14 protein-coding genes are annotated in these 13,519 nt (G+C 30.7%); 5 read left to right on the top strand and 9 right to left on the bottom strand.

Annotation, left to right across the window (positions count from 1 at the left end):
- Positions 1–44: 44 nt before the first annotated feature.
- Positions 45–1,064: a hypothetical protein gene (locus AC5SL4_RS02140; protein ID WP_027306612.1), complete on the top strand. Its 1,020-nt coding sequence runs from the start codon at positions 45–47 to the stop codon at positions 1,062–1,064.
- 2 nt (positions 1,065–1,066) lie between these two features.
- Positions 1,067–1,534: a thioredoxin-dependent thiol peroxidase gene (bcp, locus tag AC5SL4_RS02135; RefSeq protein WP_494575556.1), complete on the top strand. Its 468-nt coding sequence runs from the start codon at positions 1,067–1,069 to the stop codon at positions 1,532–1,534.
- A 53-nt stretch (positions 1,535–1,587) separates the two neighbouring features.
- On the opposite strand, the gene AC5SL4_RS02130 is transcribed toward bcp, so the two are convergent.
- From AC5SL4_RS02130 to rseP, 3 genes are all read right to left on the bottom strand, one after another.
- A complete protein-coding gene (locus tag AC5SL4_RS02130; RefSeq protein ID WP_018414013.1) occupies positions 1,588–2,889 on the bottom strand; it encodes an ammonium transporter family protein in 1,302 nt (433 codons plus the stop codon).
- Between the two features lie 146 nt (positions 2,890–3,035).
- On the bottom strand, positions 3,036–3,311 hold the full coding sequence (locus tag AC5SL4_RS02125; RefSeq protein WP_006997102.1) for an HU family DNA-binding protein: 276 nt from the start codon (positions 3,309–3,311) through the stop codon (positions 3,036–3,038).
- Between the two features lie 140 nt (positions 3,312–3,451).
- Positions 3,452–4,585 (bottom strand): RIP metalloprotease RseP, encoded by a 1,134-nt coding sequence (gene rseP / locus AC5SL4_RS02120; RefSeq protein ID WP_011281967.1) that lies wholly within the window; start codon positions 4,583–4,585, stop codon positions 3,452–3,454.
- Between the two features lie 118 nt (positions 4,586–4,703).
- On the opposite strand from rseP, the gene AC5SL4_RS02115 reads away from it, so the two are divergent.
- Positions 4,704–5,108 (top strand): carbonic anhydrase, encoded by a 405-nt coding sequence (locus tag AC5SL4_RS02115; protein ID WP_018414011.1) that lies wholly within the window; start codon positions 4,704–4,706, stop codon positions 5,106–5,108.
- A 28-nt stretch (positions 5,109–5,136) separates the two neighbouring features.
- On the opposite strand, the gene AC5SL4_RS02110 is transcribed toward AC5SL4_RS02115, so the two are convergent.
- The 3 genes from AC5SL4_RS02110 to AC5SL4_RS02100 are packed head-to-tail and all read right to left on the bottom strand — an operon-like array spanning position 5,137 to position 8,327.
- Positions 5,137–5,904 carry an ABC transporter permease gene (locus AC5SL4_RS02110; protein WP_006997105.1) on the bottom strand — a complete coding sequence of 256 codons (768 nt, stop codon included), beginning with the start codon at positions 5,902–5,904 and terminating at the stop codon, positions 5,137–5,139.
- Positions 5,894–6,829 carry an ABC transporter ATP-binding protein gene (locus AC5SL4_RS02105; protein WP_006997106.1) on the bottom strand — a complete coding sequence of 312 codons (936 nt, stop codon included), beginning with the start codon at positions 6,827–6,829 and terminating at the stop codon, positions 5,894–5,896. The genes AC5SL4_RS02110 and AC5SL4_RS02105 overlap by 11 nt, the downstream gene beginning before the upstream one ends.
- A 49-nt stretch (positions 6,830–6,878) precedes the next feature.
- A complete protein-coding gene (locus AC5SL4_RS02100; RefSeq protein WP_494587505.1) occupies positions 6,879–8,327 on the bottom strand; it encodes a sodium:solute symporter family transporter in 1,449 nt (482 codons plus the stop codon).
- Between the two features lie 153 nt (positions 8,328–8,480).
- On the opposite strand from AC5SL4_RS02100, the gene AC5SL4_RS02095 reads away from it, so the two are divergent.
- On the top strand, positions 8,481–9,335 hold the full coding sequence (locus AC5SL4_RS02095) for an NAD(P)-dependent oxidoreductase (protein WP_494587504.1): 855 nt from the start codon (positions 8,481–8,483) through the stop codon (positions 9,333–9,335).
- 12 nt (positions 9,336–9,347) lie between these two features.
- On the opposite strand, the gene AC5SL4_RS02090 is transcribed toward AC5SL4_RS02095, so the two are convergent.
- Genes AC5SL4_RS02090 through aptA form a run of 3 tightly spaced genes read right to left on the bottom strand, consistent with a single transcriptional unit; the run spans position 9,348 to position 12,365 of the window.
- On the bottom strand, positions 9,348–9,851 hold the full coding sequence (locus AC5SL4_RS02090) for a hypothetical protein (protein WP_006997109.1): 504 nt from the start codon (positions 9,849–9,851) through the stop codon (positions 9,348–9,350).
- A gap of 12 nt (positions 9,852–9,863) precedes the next feature.
- Positions 9,864–10,976, bottom strand: a complete 1,113-nt coding sequence (gene ald, locus AC5SL4_RS02085) for an alanine dehydrogenase (protein ID WP_006997110.1) — start codon at positions 10,974–10,976, stop codon at positions 9,864–9,866.
- 42 nt (positions 10,977–11,018) lie between these two features.
- Positions 11,019–12,365 (bottom strand): omega-aminotransferase AptA, encoded by a 1,347-nt coding sequence (gene aptA / locus AC5SL4_RS02080; RefSeq protein ID WP_006997111.1) that lies wholly within the window; start codon positions 12,363–12,365, stop codon positions 11,019–11,021.
- Positions 12,366–12,570: 205 nt separating this feature from the next.
- Between aptA and AC5SL4_RS02075 the strand changes: the two genes are divergently transcribed.
- Complete coding sequence (locus AC5SL4_RS02075; RefSeq protein WP_018414008.1) at positions 12,571–13,512, top strand: ABC transporter substrate-binding protein; 942 nt, start codon at positions 12,571–12,573, stop codon at positions 13,510–13,512.
- The last annotated feature ends 7 nt before the right edge of the window (positions 13,513–13,519 follow it).

Genomic DNA, 13,519 nt, shown 5'->3' with positions numbered 1-13,519 from the left:
TGATAATAATAATATATATAAATAAATAAAAAAATACAAAAATAGTGATCAAAAATTTTAAAAATAAAAATAAAATTAATTTTTTTAAAAAAAATTTTATTAAAATTACAAGAAAACTAGGTTTTGAAATTATCGATCAAAATAATTTCACAATTCCTACAAGCAATACATCTTTAAATAATAATATCAGTGTAATAAACAAAAGAAATATAACTCTACCACTTGGTGAAGTTAAAATTACAAGAAAAGTTAAAAGCTTTTTGATTATATTCAGATCTTTTACCAATGAAAATACACTGCTCAGTCAAAATAAAAAAAGATTATTTGAAAAGCAAAAAAAAGAATACAGTTTAAGATCTTTAAATTCCATATGTATTAATATTAAAAATGCTCAAAAAAAAATGAGTAATATTAAATTTTTTTTAAAAATTATAGATGATAACTCAAAACCTAGCGTAATTAAATTACAGAAAAAAATTGCAACTCAAAACAGTATTTTATTTGAAATATCTAATCTTGATATTAATAAATATAAAAACAAAATGAGATTTTCAAATAATAAAAGAATGCTCGCTCATAATTCACATATTTACCAATCAAAAGAATTTGCTCTTAATTCAAATTATGACTTAATATATTTTGTTGAAGACGACTATTTGCATCATCACGATGCTATTGAAGAAATGATTTTTAGTTATGAGAAATTCTCAACTATCTATAAAAAAGATATAATTATGTGTCCTGCTGATTATCCATTTTTATACAATAAATTTGAGCAAACAAATATTTTAGCTGGTCATAAAAAACATTGGCGTAGAGTAAACGAATCTCTTTGTACGTATTTAATTTCTCATAATATACTTAAAAAAAATTGGAAGACTTATGAAAAAATGTTTTTAAATAATTTTGATCCTTATGAAAAACCTCTTCATTTGCTTTATAAAAAAACACAATGTTTTTCACCAATACCCTCTCTATCACTGCATATGACAAATGTTAATTCTGCTTATGGATTATCACCAATGGTAGATTGGCTTGATGTTTGGAAAAAAAATAAATATTAATAATGTTTAAAATAAATTCTAAAGCACCTTTGTTTAAATTAAACTCAACAGATGGTGAGATTTATTCTTTAAAAGATTCACTTGGCAAATATGTAGTTCTTTATTTTTACCCTAAAGATGACACTCCAGGATGCACAATTGAGACTAATGATTTTAACAAATTATTACCTAAATTTAAAAAACTGAATTGTAAAATATTTGGGATTTCTAAGGATGATCTAAAAAGCCACCACAAATTTAAAGAAAAATTTAAAATCAAATTTGATCTTTTATCTGATGTAGAGCTTAATATTTTAAAAAAATACAAAGTTTGGGCTAAGAAGAAATTTATGGGCAGAGAGTTTATGGGAATAGTGAGAACAACTTTCTTAATTGATCCAAATGGTAAAATAGTAAAAATTTGGGATAATGTAAAAGTTAAGGATCATGCTAAAGAAGTGTTTGATACCCTAAAAAACTCTATAAATTAAAAAGGCCCCAATTAAGGGGCCTATTTTCTAACTATAAGAGAGATAGTTTTTTATTAGTCTCTGATTGCGTAAGCAATTACTCCTGTTTCAGTAACATCTGTACCTTTGGCTTGAGCTTCTTTACTCAATCTAATTCCAAAGAGACTATTCATAATCGACCAGACTATGTAAGCCACTACAAAAACAAAAATATTAATTGATAAAACACCAATTAACTGTGCTCCGAATGTTGCATCTGCATTTGTGATCGGTACTATTAAAGTTCCAAAAATACCCGCAAACATGTGAGCTGGAATTGCACCCACTACATCATCAAGTTTAAATGAAAATAGTAGTTTAGTTCCAAATACAACTATCACACCACCAACAGCACCAATTAATATTGCTGCTAATGGAGATGGTGCTAATGGTTCAGCTGTTATTGCAACTAACCCACCAATTGCACCGTTTAACATTTGTATTACATCAGTTTTACCAAACAATAATCTTGTAACTACGGCTGCAGCTAATACACCACCACAAGCTGCTAAATTAGTATTAATAAAGATTGTTGAAATAGCTACTGCATCAGCAAATGAACCTAACGCTAATTGAGAACCACCATTAAATCCAAACCAACCTAACCATAATACAAACACACCAATAGTTACTAATGGAATTGATGATGCTGCAAATGGTTGAATGGCTTTTGGATTACCTTTGCTATCAAATCTTCCAAATCTTGGACCAAGTATTATAATACCAGCAAGTGCAGCAGCACCCCCAGTTGAGTGAACTAGAGTTGATCCAGCAAAATCAGAAAATCCGATAGTTGCTAACCAGCCTCCACCCCATTGCCATCCCATTACTATAGGATAAATAACACCAGATAAAATTGCTGCAAATAAAAAGAATGGCCACAACTTAATTCTTTCAGCCATTGCTCCTGAACAAATTGAAACTGTTGTTGCACAAAATACCATTTGGAAAAACCAATCTGATCCAGCAGAGTAACCTGCCTCCAGTGAACTAGAGTCTGACCAAGGTGTAAAAGTACCTATATATCCGCCTTCTGGTATACCGTATGCTAAATTGTAACCAACTAACCAAAACATAATTCCTGAAATTGCATACAAACCAATATTTTTTGCACAAATTACAGAAACACTTTTAGAAGTAACCATTCCTGACTCAAGCATTGCAAAGCCTGCCGCCATGAACATTACTAAAAAACCACAAATTAAAAATAGGAGTGTATTAAATACAAACCCTACTTCAGCAGAAATAGTTGTTTCTGCTATTCCAGCACTACTCATGTTTATTAAAAAAAATAAACTAATAAGTGGAACTGATATTTTTTTTATTATTTTTATCATTAAGACCTCCATGTTTAAGTTTTCACTTATATTTTAGATGAACTTAAAAACTAATGTTGATTGGGAAATTTAGGTATGCAGTGATTGCATATAGTAACAGCCTTATTACATTTCTGTAAAAGGCTGTTAATGAATTTACTATTTAATTACTTATTAAATATTTCTTTAAGTGCCTTAGCTGGTAAGAACTTAACTTTTTGAGAAGCACCGATTTGGATTTGCTCTCCAGTTCTAGGATTTCTTCCAACTCTAGCTTTTCTTTTTGCTACTTTGTAAGTTCCAAATCCAGCAATTTTCACTGTATCGTCACCTTTTAAAGCATCTAGAATAGTGTTTGTAATAGTATCAAAAGTACGCTCAGCATCAGCTTTACTTAGGTTTAAAGAACCTGAAAGTTGTGCTATTAATTGTTTTTTGTTCATTTATTTAGCTCCGGTTTTATTGGTTATTTTCACATAATTGACATTAAACCTCATAAATCAAGCTTTTTATTAGTGTCTACTAAAATAAAAACCTCAATATATAGTGATTTGTTAAATAAATGTTGATTTTAAAGGATTATTTAAGAAATATAATTATTAAAAAACTTAAATAAACCAACGTCTTTTAGATCATTAAACGTTGTAAAAAACATCAATGATAGCAATAAAAACATTCCGATTCGAAAAAAACCTTCTTGAGTTTTTTGTGATAATGGACGCCCTAATACCTTTTCAATTCCATAAAACATTAAGTGCCCACCATCTAACATTGGAATTGGGAACAAGTTTATTAACCCTAAACTAATAGAAATATAAGCCATAAGGCTTATAAAAGGTAAAATTCCAAATTCTGCAACTTGTCCGCTAATTTTTGCTATTCGAATTGGCCCACCCAACTGTGAAGTATCACCATTTCCAGTGAGCATGCTTCCAATATATTTAAGAGAAGAAGTGCTTACATAATAAACTTCATTAACCGCATAAAACAGTGCTTTGGTAGGACCGAGTTTAACGTGATTTACCTCATTGTTATAAGCACCAAGTTTAATACCAACCATACGTTTGCTGATTTTGTTTCCAAGATTATCTTCGCCTTCAACAATATTCGGTTTTACTCTAAAGGTTAAATCTTGATCAAATCTATTTACTGTAAAATTGATAAATTCATCAGTAGACATCATAATATATTTTGAAACATCCATAATGCTTGTAACCTCGTTGCCATCAATAGAGACCACAATATCATTGTCTTTAAGACCAGCTACCATTGCAGGACTATCCTTTTGAACTTCGTTAATTACAGCTGGTGTAAAATCTTTTCCAAAAAAGGTATAAACTGAAAAAAATATCAGAATTGCTAATAAAAAGTTAGCTAAAGGACCACCAAATACAATTAAAGCTCGTTGATATAAAGGCTTTAGTACAAACAGTTTATCCTGATCTTCTTTACTATATTCTTTTATAATTTTGTCATTATCAGCTTGGCTATAAACATTTCTATCACCAAAAAACTTAACATATCCCCCAAGAGGTATGACACAAACCTTCCAACGAGTTCCTGATTTATCATTCCAACCAAACATTTCTTTGCCAAAACCAATTGAAAAATCAGTAACTCCTACACCGTATCGTTTAGCAAAATAATAATGTCCATATTCATGGATAAATACCACCACAACAATTAAAGCAATAAAAGGCAATATATAAGATAGCATAATAATTACACTCTAACTGACTTTAAGGCTGTTCTCAATAGTCAATTCATTTAAAAAATAAACAAATTAATGACAAATAAAAAAAAATTTTGTATTTAAATTTTATTAATTAATTTTTATGCAAAAAAAATTTAAAGCAATGGTTCTTTCTTGTATGGATCCAAGGTTCCAATCCCTAGTCTATAAATTTACTAAAAAAAAGAACTTAACTGGAAAGTATAGCTCATTTACTATTGCAGGTGGAGCTATCGGGGTTACTCATAATAAATTTAAAAAATGGCATCAAACATTTATTGATAATTTATCAGCTTCAATTGAGCTTCACAAAATAAGCAAACTCATTGTTATAAATCATGAAGACTGTGGGGCGATTAAAATTGCCGAAGGTAAAAAAGATTTAGATGAAGATGAAATTCACAAAACTTCTTATCAAAAACTAAAACAACTATTAAATAAAAAATTTCCTAAGCTTCGATTAGAATTTCATATCATGAAATTAAATCAAACAATTATAAAACTTTAGTAGTTATTAATCTTAAAATGAAAGCGAATTAACTTTTAATATTATAGCCTTTTTTAAGCAAGATAGACACAAGGGTAATACAAACAATTAAAAAGAAAACCATCGAACTAATACTAATCCAAATATCAAAATCAGAGACGCCGTAGAAAGAAAATCTTAAGCCATCAATTAGATAAACTACTGGATTAAAATATGAAATTGTTTGCCAAAATGGTGGCAGCATATCAAGAGAGTATAAACTGCCCCCTAAGAATACCATTGGAGTAATGACTAATGATGGAATAATCGACATCTGCTCAAAGTTTTTACTAACTACACCAATTAAAAATCCAAATAAAGCAAAAGTAAAAGAAACTAATACTAATAAAAATATCATTAACATTGGATGCATAACACTCACATCAGCAAAAAAAGAGGCGGTTGCATAAATTACAGCACCAACGACTAAAGTTTTAGTGGCTCCTGCCCCTACAAAAGCTAGAACGGTTTCAAGTGTTGAAATGGGTGCTGCTAAAATTTCATTAATAGTTCCATTAAATTTTGGAAAAAAGATTCCAAACGAAGTGTTACTAATTGATTGAGTAAGGAGTGTTAACATTAATAAACCTGGTACAATGTAAGACCCATAACTAACCCCATCAATTTTTTGAATATAATTTCCAATAACTGAACCAAAAACAACAAAGTATAATGATGTAGATATTACAGGTGAGAGAAGAGATTGACCTATAGTTCTTATAAATCTATTCATCTCATGAACATAAATAGCTTTAAAGCCGTAATAGTTAAATTTCATTATTCTCCTTTACTAAATCAACAAATATTTTCTCTAATGTACTTTGTTCTGTTTTTAAATCTTTTAACTTTAAGCCAGTATCTTTTATATCTTGCAATAAATCAGTAATACCCGTTTTTTCAGCCTGAACATTATAAGTATAAATTAATGACATCTGCTCTTCACTTATTTCAAGATTATACTTAGATAAATCTTCTGGAATTTCTGTAATTTTTTTTTGCAATTCAATGGTTAGTTTTTTGTGTCCCATTTTCTTAATTAATTCTTTTTTATCCTCAACTACAATAATTTCACCTTGATTAATTACAGCTACACGGTCCGCTATAGCCTCAGCTTCCTCAATGTAATGAGTAGTTAAAATAATTGTGACGCCTTTTTTTCTGAGGTCATCAACAACCATCCACATATCTCTTCTAAGCTCAACATCAACTCCGGCTGTTGGTTCATCAAGAAATAATATTTTAGGTTCATGAGATAAAGCTTTTGCAATTAAAACTCTTCTTTTCATTCCGCCTGATAATTGTCTTAATCTTTGATCTTTTTTATCCCACAAACTTAAATCTTTTAAAATTTTTTCAATGTGTTCTGGTTTAGGTGCTTTTCCATACAGCCCTCTTGAATAAGATACGGTATCAAAAACAGTCTCAAAAGATTCTAAATTTAATTCTTGAGGAACAAGCCCTATTCTTGATCTTGTCTCTCTATAATCTTTTATAATATCATAATTATCAATTGTGACAGTTCCTGAAGTAGGTTTAACAATTCCACAAATAATACTGATTAAACTAGTTTTGCCCGCACCATTTGGTCCAAGCATTGCAAGAATTTCACCTTGTTTTACTTTAAGGCTAACATTATTTAAGGCTTTAAAGCCATTATCGTAAACTTTTGATAAGTTGTTAATGGATATTTGAATCTCAGACATTTGTTAGGGTGTATATAATTACTTATACACCTTTTACAAATTATTAGGTCTATTTTTTAGATCCTTTTATTTTCCAAAATATTACAGGCAAAAAAGTTGCGATTATAAAAGATAAAAACAACAATGATTGAGAGACAAAAGCTGGAAAAGTATCTGCTGGTAAAATTATACCCACTAACAAACTCTTTGAAAAATCAGGAGCTGGGAATAAAAGAAACCCTCCAATTAACCCAATAATAATTGAAATATATGCCGTTTTTTCATTCAACTTTTTATTATAGAAACTATAAAAAACAGTAAGTACAAACGCACAACAAAATAAATCAGCAAGCAAAAATAAGTATAAAACACTGAATCCTTTTGAAGCAATTACAAAAGCTATAATTGAAAGCACTACTATAAAATATTTTGAAAAAGTTAAATAATTAGTTTTTTTATTTAAATTTAGAGTCGCTTTTCCATCAACCACTATTAAGCTTGATATTGCATTGACCAATGTATCAACAGTACTAATTGTCAATGATAAACCAAGAATTACAATTATTAATGATAAAAATTCTGTCTGTTCACTTAACAATAAAGAGAAGAAACCAAGATCAGGAATAACTTTTGGATTAGCTGATACTGCAACTAAACCACTAAAACCCATAAAAAAAACAATTGGAATAATAACGATGAACGCTACTATTAAACTTTTCTTTAAGACTTCATTATTTTTTGCAGCATAAACTCTTTGCCAATTTCCTTGATGAAAAAGATTAGTTGCAGCAACCGCGATAAAGAACGTTAATCCTGCAGTATAGTTTGGAATATAACTCACACTTAATAAGTGAGGACTTTTTTCTTTAATAAATGAGAAAGAAAACTGATCCCCTTTAAATGATGTTAGATAAAATACTGAAATTAATAATAAAGCTACAATTACTATCATTTGAATATTATCTGTAAAAATTGAAGCTCTTAATCCACCGTATAAGGTGTAAGCAAGCGTTGCGATCAGAATAATTAAAGAGGTGACCCAAAGTTCAGTTCCTGAAATATAATTTATCAATATTGCAACTGCAGTAACTTCAGCACATAAAAAGACGAACATATAAAATACTGTCATAAGCAAAATAAGTTTAAATAAACTCTTTCCAAATCTTTTTCTTAAAAATTCAATTAACGTTGAACCTTTTGGAAAGTCAGTTCTTATTTTTTTTCCAAGTGAAATTAAAAAGATCATAGGAAATGCTGTTCCTAATGCGTAACCAATCACAGCTCCTATCCCACCCCATGTTGCAGCAGATGCTGGACCAAATAAAATCCAAGCCCCAAGCGCAGATGCAATTAGGCTTGTTGTTAGTGAAAAGAAACCAATGTTTCTATTCGCAGTTAGATAATTGTTAATCCCTTGATATTTTTTAGAGTAAATTAATCCAACAATTGTAAAGATTAAGCTTATAGTTATGACAAGTGTTAATGATGTTGATTGACTTATAAAGTATGTTTTATCCATTGTTCTCCCTTTCTGAATTACCGGACAGGTTATTAGGGTTTAATCTCAGTCAGTTACGACACCCCTTTCCCAATACATACATCAGTTGATTAAAAAACAAAACACAAATATCTATTTGATATAATTTATAATTAAGCATAAATTTAATCATTCATGAAAAATGTTGGTTTCATTGGTGTTGGGTATATGGGTTATGGAATAGCCAAAAATATTCTAAAAAATAATAATAATTTATTTGTTATTGCTAATAAAAATAGATCTCCAATAGAAAAAATAGTTAATGAAGGTGCAGTTGAAGTTAAATCATATGACGAATTATGTTCAAAAGATTTAGACTGTCTTTTTTTATGTGTAACCAATACTCCTATTGCTCATTCAATTATTGAAAAAATATTACCTCTATTAAATTCAGATACTCTTATTATTGATATTACTACTCATGACCAAAATGGATCCATCGAAGCTAATAAAATTTTTAAAAGCAAAAATATAAACTACATAGAATGTCCTGTAATGGGAGGCCCCGTTCAAGCTGAAGAAGGTGTCTTAGGTGGTATTATTGGTGGTAGTGAAGAAAATTTTAAGAAAGCTGAGGTATTTTTAAAAGCGTTTTGCAAAGATTACTTTTATTTTGGAGAAGTTGGCATGGGAACTAAATCAAAACTTTTAAATAATTTTTTAACACTGGGTAACGCTACTTTAATTGTTCACATGATAAAAGGTGCAAAAAAATTTGATATTGATTTAAAGAAATTATACGATGTTGCTAAACTTGGCTCTGGAAATTCTGCAGCCTTAAGTAGAATTTTTGATAACCTTTTAAAAGACGATTATACAGGGTTTAAGTTTACTGCAAAAAATTCGCATAAAGATATGTCCTACATTCAAGATTTACTAAAAGATATGCCTGATGCTGAAAAATTAGCCAAAGATACAAAAGATTTTTATAAAGATGCCTTGGATAGTGGTAATGGCGAGCTTTTTATTAGTGAATTAATTAAAAAATAAAATTAATTTTTATTATAAAATTTCTAAAGGCAATGGAGCTTCAGGGTACTTTTGCTTACACAATTTTTCATAGTTTTTGCAAAGAGTACTTACCGTGTCATGTGCTTCATCTTTTGAAGTTAAAAATTTAATTAAAGTATCTCTCTCGAGTTCGATTTCTTTAATATCTGCTCCTCTTAAATATTCACCTGTTTCAACTTCCCAGTAAGTATCATTTAATTCACCAATATCTAAAGTATTAAGTTTATTCTGAAGTTCAATAATAATCTCATCGTCCGTTTTGCTATCTTTCATTGGAGAGTTAACTAATTTTCCTAAACATTTATCTTTAAGATCATCTAAAAAAGTATTGTAGGGTTTACCTTCAGCCAAACCTTGAAAGTGATTGCTTTCAAAGTACTTACTGATTGCAGCATTAGTTGAAATTTTATTTTTACCCTTAGCAACGGCTACTTGAACGTAAACTTCCTGGCTAATGTATTCGTTTAAATAATCTTTAATTTTATCCGATAACATTAGTTAAAAAAATTACAGAGTTTTTAAAGGATCGACATAATCATACCCAAAAACATCAGCCACTGCTTTATATGTTACTTGACCTTTACAAACGTTTAGTCCTGCAAGCAAATGTTTATCATCGCTTAGTGCTTTAGCGTAACCGTTATTTGCAATTTTTACTAGATGTGGAAGTGTTGCATTGTTCAACGCAATTGTTGAAGTTCTTGGAACTCCACCTGGCATATTTGCTACACAGTAATGAATAACATCATCAATAATATAAGTTGGATCACCGTGAGTTGTTGGTTTACTTGTTTCAACGCAACCCCCTTGGTCAATTGCAACATCAACAATAACTGATCCTCTTTGCATTAATTTTAACATTGGTTTAGTAATTAGTTTTGGAGCTTCTGCACCTGGTATTAAAACACCCCCAATTAAAAGATCAGCTTTTGCAACTAATTTATTTAAATCAATTTTATCACTTTGTTCTGGAATAATTTTATCACCAAACATTTCAACCAATTGTTTCAATCTTGCTTCAGACTTGTCAACGATATGAACTTTAGCACCCATTCCAGTTGCAATCACAGCAGCATTTTCACCAACAACACCGCCGCCTAAAATAACAACAGTACCTCCTTCAACTCCAGGAGCTCCTCCTAATAAAAGACCTCTACCATTTTGGTTTTTTTCCAAGCAATGTGCTCCAGCTTGAACTGACATACGTCCAGCAACTGCACTCATTGGTGCAAGTAATGGTAATCTGCCATTATCATCTGTAACCGTTTCATAGGCTATACAAACACCTTTAGATTTAACTAAACCTTCTGTTAATTCTTTAGCTGCTGCTAAGTGTAGATAAGTGTAGACGATTTGATTTTCTCTAATCATCTTAACTTCACCTGCTTGGGGCTCTTTTACTTTAACAATTATATCTGCATCATTGAAAATATCTTCAGCTTTATCAACAATTTTAGCACCTACACTTGTGTATTGATCATTTTCAAAACCAGCTTCAAATCCACCATTATTTTCAACTAAAACTTCATGACCTTCTGATATTAAAGTTTTAACACTTTCAGGGGTTAATCCAATACGATGCTCTTGTGGTTTGATTTCTTTAGGTACGCCGATTTTCATAACCTTCTCTCCTTAATTTAATACTTTAAAATTTTAAAGTTTTTAGTTTTTTTGATTTTTTTGATAGTTAGTGATACCAGTTCTTAACTTTTCAATAATCTCATCAATGTGTTTTTCTTCACAGATGAATTGAGGAGCTATAATTAAACAATCTCCTGTAGCTTTAAAGTTAACACCAGCTTCATAACAAGCTTTAAAACATTCATAACCAGCTTTACCTGGTTTAGTGTTTAGCTTCATGTCTATTCCGCCCATCATTCCATATCCTCTAATATTATCTACAGACTCTAGATCCTGAAGAGAGAATAATCCTTTTTGGAAATAAGGAGATAAATTTTTTGCTCTATTGAAAATATCATCTTTTTCAAAAATTTCCTGCACTGCAAGAGCGGCAGCAACTGCAACTGGAATTCCTGAATAAGTATAGCCATGAAACAATTCAACTGCACCTGTTGGTGAAGCATCCATTACCGCATCATAGATATAATCATTACATGCAACAACACCCATGGGAACAACACCGTTGGTTGTAGCTTTAGCCATTGTCATAATGTCTGGAGTTACTCCAAATTCATCTGCAGCGAATTTAGATCCTGTTCTGCCCCATCCTGTAATTACTTCATCAAAAATTAAAAGTATTCCATGCTTGTCACAGATCTCTCTTAGTTTTTGTAAATATCCTTTTGGTGGAACCAGTGTTCCAGTTGATCCAGCAATCGGTTCAACAATACAAGCAGCAATGTTTTCACCACCAAAATTTTGACAAATAGTTTCTAAATCATTTGCTAAATAGTCTCCAGTTTCTGGTTGACCACTCACAAACTTATGTTCTGGTAAATGTGTATGTCTAATGTGTTGGACACCTGGCATTAAAACGCTTGCAAACGTTTTAACATTATTTACCATTCCACCCACTGAAATACAGCCAATGTTCATTCCATGATAACCACGCTCACGTCCAACAAATCTAAATCTTTCTGCATGTCCTTTTGCTCTGTGATATGCAACAGCAATTTTAATTGCAGTTTCTACAGCTGTAGATCCACAAATTGTAAAAAACATTTTATTTAAATCACCTGGTGTGTGTTTTGAAATTTTTGTAGCTAATTCAAATGAACCACCAAAACCTTGTTGAAATGGTTGTGCGTAATCTAAAGTTTCTAATTGCTTTGTAACAGCTTCTGTGATTTCTCTTCTTCCATGGCCTAGTGGGTTACAAAATAACCCTGAGCTCGCATCTATTTGTGTTTTTCCATGGTGAGTTTTTAAGTAAACCCCCTTAGCTTCTGTAATTAGTCTTGGGTTTGCTTTGAAATCTTTATTAGATGTAAACGGCATCCAATGTTCATTTAATGAATTAGGTACTGAAGTTCTGTTTTCTGAGCTCATAAATATTCTCTCTCTAAGTATGTAGTGTTATAATTTTATTCCTAACTATTAGACTAAATCAAAAGGTTTTCTATAATTATTTTTTTCTTTAAGGCTTATAATTTTACAACTTATAGGTGTATAAAAATTAAAATTTGTTTTACATCAATTCCAAATTCTATTTAAATACAGATAATTTAATTAAATTACTAACAAAGGAATAATAATGAAAAAAATAATTAGTTTTATTCTTGGTGCTGTAGTTGCTCTTAACTTATCAATGTCAGTTGCTAACGCTGCTGCTAAAGAAGTTAGAGTTGCATTCTTTTTAGAATGGCCTACTCCAAACCAAGAAGACAAAGTTAAAAAGATGTTTGATAAAGCTCTAGGTGTTCCAGTTAAATGGACTAACTTTTCAAACGGTGGTGCAATGACTGATGCTATGTTAGCTGGAGATATTGATATTTCTTACTCACAAGGCTTAGTGCCATTTATCAATGCTGTTAAATCAAAAGCTCCGCTAAAACTTGTAGATATTGCTATGGAATACGGAATGGGTGGAACAACTTGTGTTACATCTAATGCTTCTGGAATTACAAAAGCTAACGCTTCTGAATTAGAAGGTAAAAAAGTTGCTGTTCCTCTAGGAACAATGGCTGAGTATGTTTTTGATGAAAGTATGAAAGTTGTTGGCGCTGATAAAAGTAAAATGACAGTTATTCAAATGGATCCTGAAGAAGGTGCTGCTGCACTAGTTTCTGGTGATGTTGTAATGGCATGTTTATTTGGTGGAAATTCTATTAAAGCTGCAACTGCAGTTGGAAGTAGATTACTAACAGTTCAAGAAGCGCGTGATGCTGGTATCTTAGGTATTGACATTACATCTGTTACTGACAAATTTATGAAAGAGAACCCAGGTATGCTGAGAACTTTCATAGAAGTAACTCATGAAGCAAATGCTAGATATGCAGCAGGTAAAAGTGATTTAAATGTTATCGCTAAAGATGCTGAGATGAAGCTTGGTGATATGAAAGAAACTTTAAGCGGATTTAAATTTCTTACACCTGAAGAGACTGAAAAATCTATGACTTCTGGAAATCTAAGTGGATTTTTAAAAGGAATGGGTACTCCTAACGGAGCAGTTGATACAAGCTTTTTACCTCTTTAATTTAGAG

It is taken from the genome of Candidatus Pelagibacter sp. PS_02, from assembly GCF_059418065.1.
This window is presented reverse-complemented; position numbering and strand designations above follow the sequence as displayed.

What these genes read in the sequence shown, in the direction of transcription:
- bcp (WP_494575556.1), top strand. Translation starts at nt 1,067, where the DNA reads ATGTTTAAAATAAATTCTAAAGCACCTTTGTTTAAATTAAACTCAACA.
- AC5SL4_RS02130 (WP_018414013.1), bottom strand. Translation starts at nt 2,889, where the DNA reads ATGATAAAAATAATAAAAAAAATATCAGTTCCACTTATTAGTTTATTT.
- AC5SL4_RS02125 (WP_006997102.1), bottom strand. Translation starts at nt 3,311, where the DNA reads ATGAACAAAAAACAATTAATAGCACAACTTTCAGGTTCTTTAAACCTA.
- rseP (WP_011281967.1), bottom strand. Translation starts at nt 4,585, where the DNA reads ATGCTATCTTATATATTGCCTTTTATTGCTTTAATTGTTGTGGTGGTA.
- AC5SL4_RS02115 (WP_018414011.1), top strand. Translation starts at nt 4,704, where the DNA reads ATGCAAAAAAAATTTAAAGCAATGGTTCTTTCTTGTATGGATCCAAGG.
- AC5SL4_RS02110 (WP_006997105.1), bottom strand. Translation starts at nt 5,904, where the DNA reads ATGAAATTTAACTATTACGGCTTTAAAGCTATTTATGTTCATGAGATG.
- AC5SL4_RS02105 (WP_006997106.1), bottom strand. Translation starts at nt 6,829, where the DNA reads ATGTCTGAGATTCAAATATCCATTAACAACTTATCAAAAGTTTACGAT.
- AC5SL4_RS02100 (WP_494587505.1), bottom strand. Translation starts at nt 8,327, where the DNA reads ATGGATAAAACATACTTTATAAGTCAATCAACATCATTAACACTTGTC.
- AC5SL4_RS02095 (WP_494587504.1), top strand. Translation starts at nt 8,481, where the DNA reads ATGAAAAATGTTGGTTTCATTGGTGTTGGGTATATGGGTTATGGAATA.
- AC5SL4_RS02090 (WP_006997109.1), bottom strand. Translation starts at nt 9,851, where the DNA reads ATGTTATCGGATAAAATTAAAGATTATTTAAACGAATACATTAGCCAG.
- ald (WP_006997110.1), bottom strand. Translation starts at nt 10,976, where the DNA reads ATGAAAATCGGCGTACCTAAAGAAATCAAACCACAAGAGCATCGTATT.
- aptA (WP_006997111.1), bottom strand. Translation starts at nt 12,365, where the DNA reads ATGAGCTCAGAAAACAGAACTTCAGTACCTAATTCATTAAATGAACAT.
- AC5SL4_RS02075 (WP_018414008.1), top strand. Translation starts at nt 12,571, where the DNA reads ATGAAAAAAATAATTAGTTTTATTCTTGGTGCTGTAGTTGCTCTTAAC.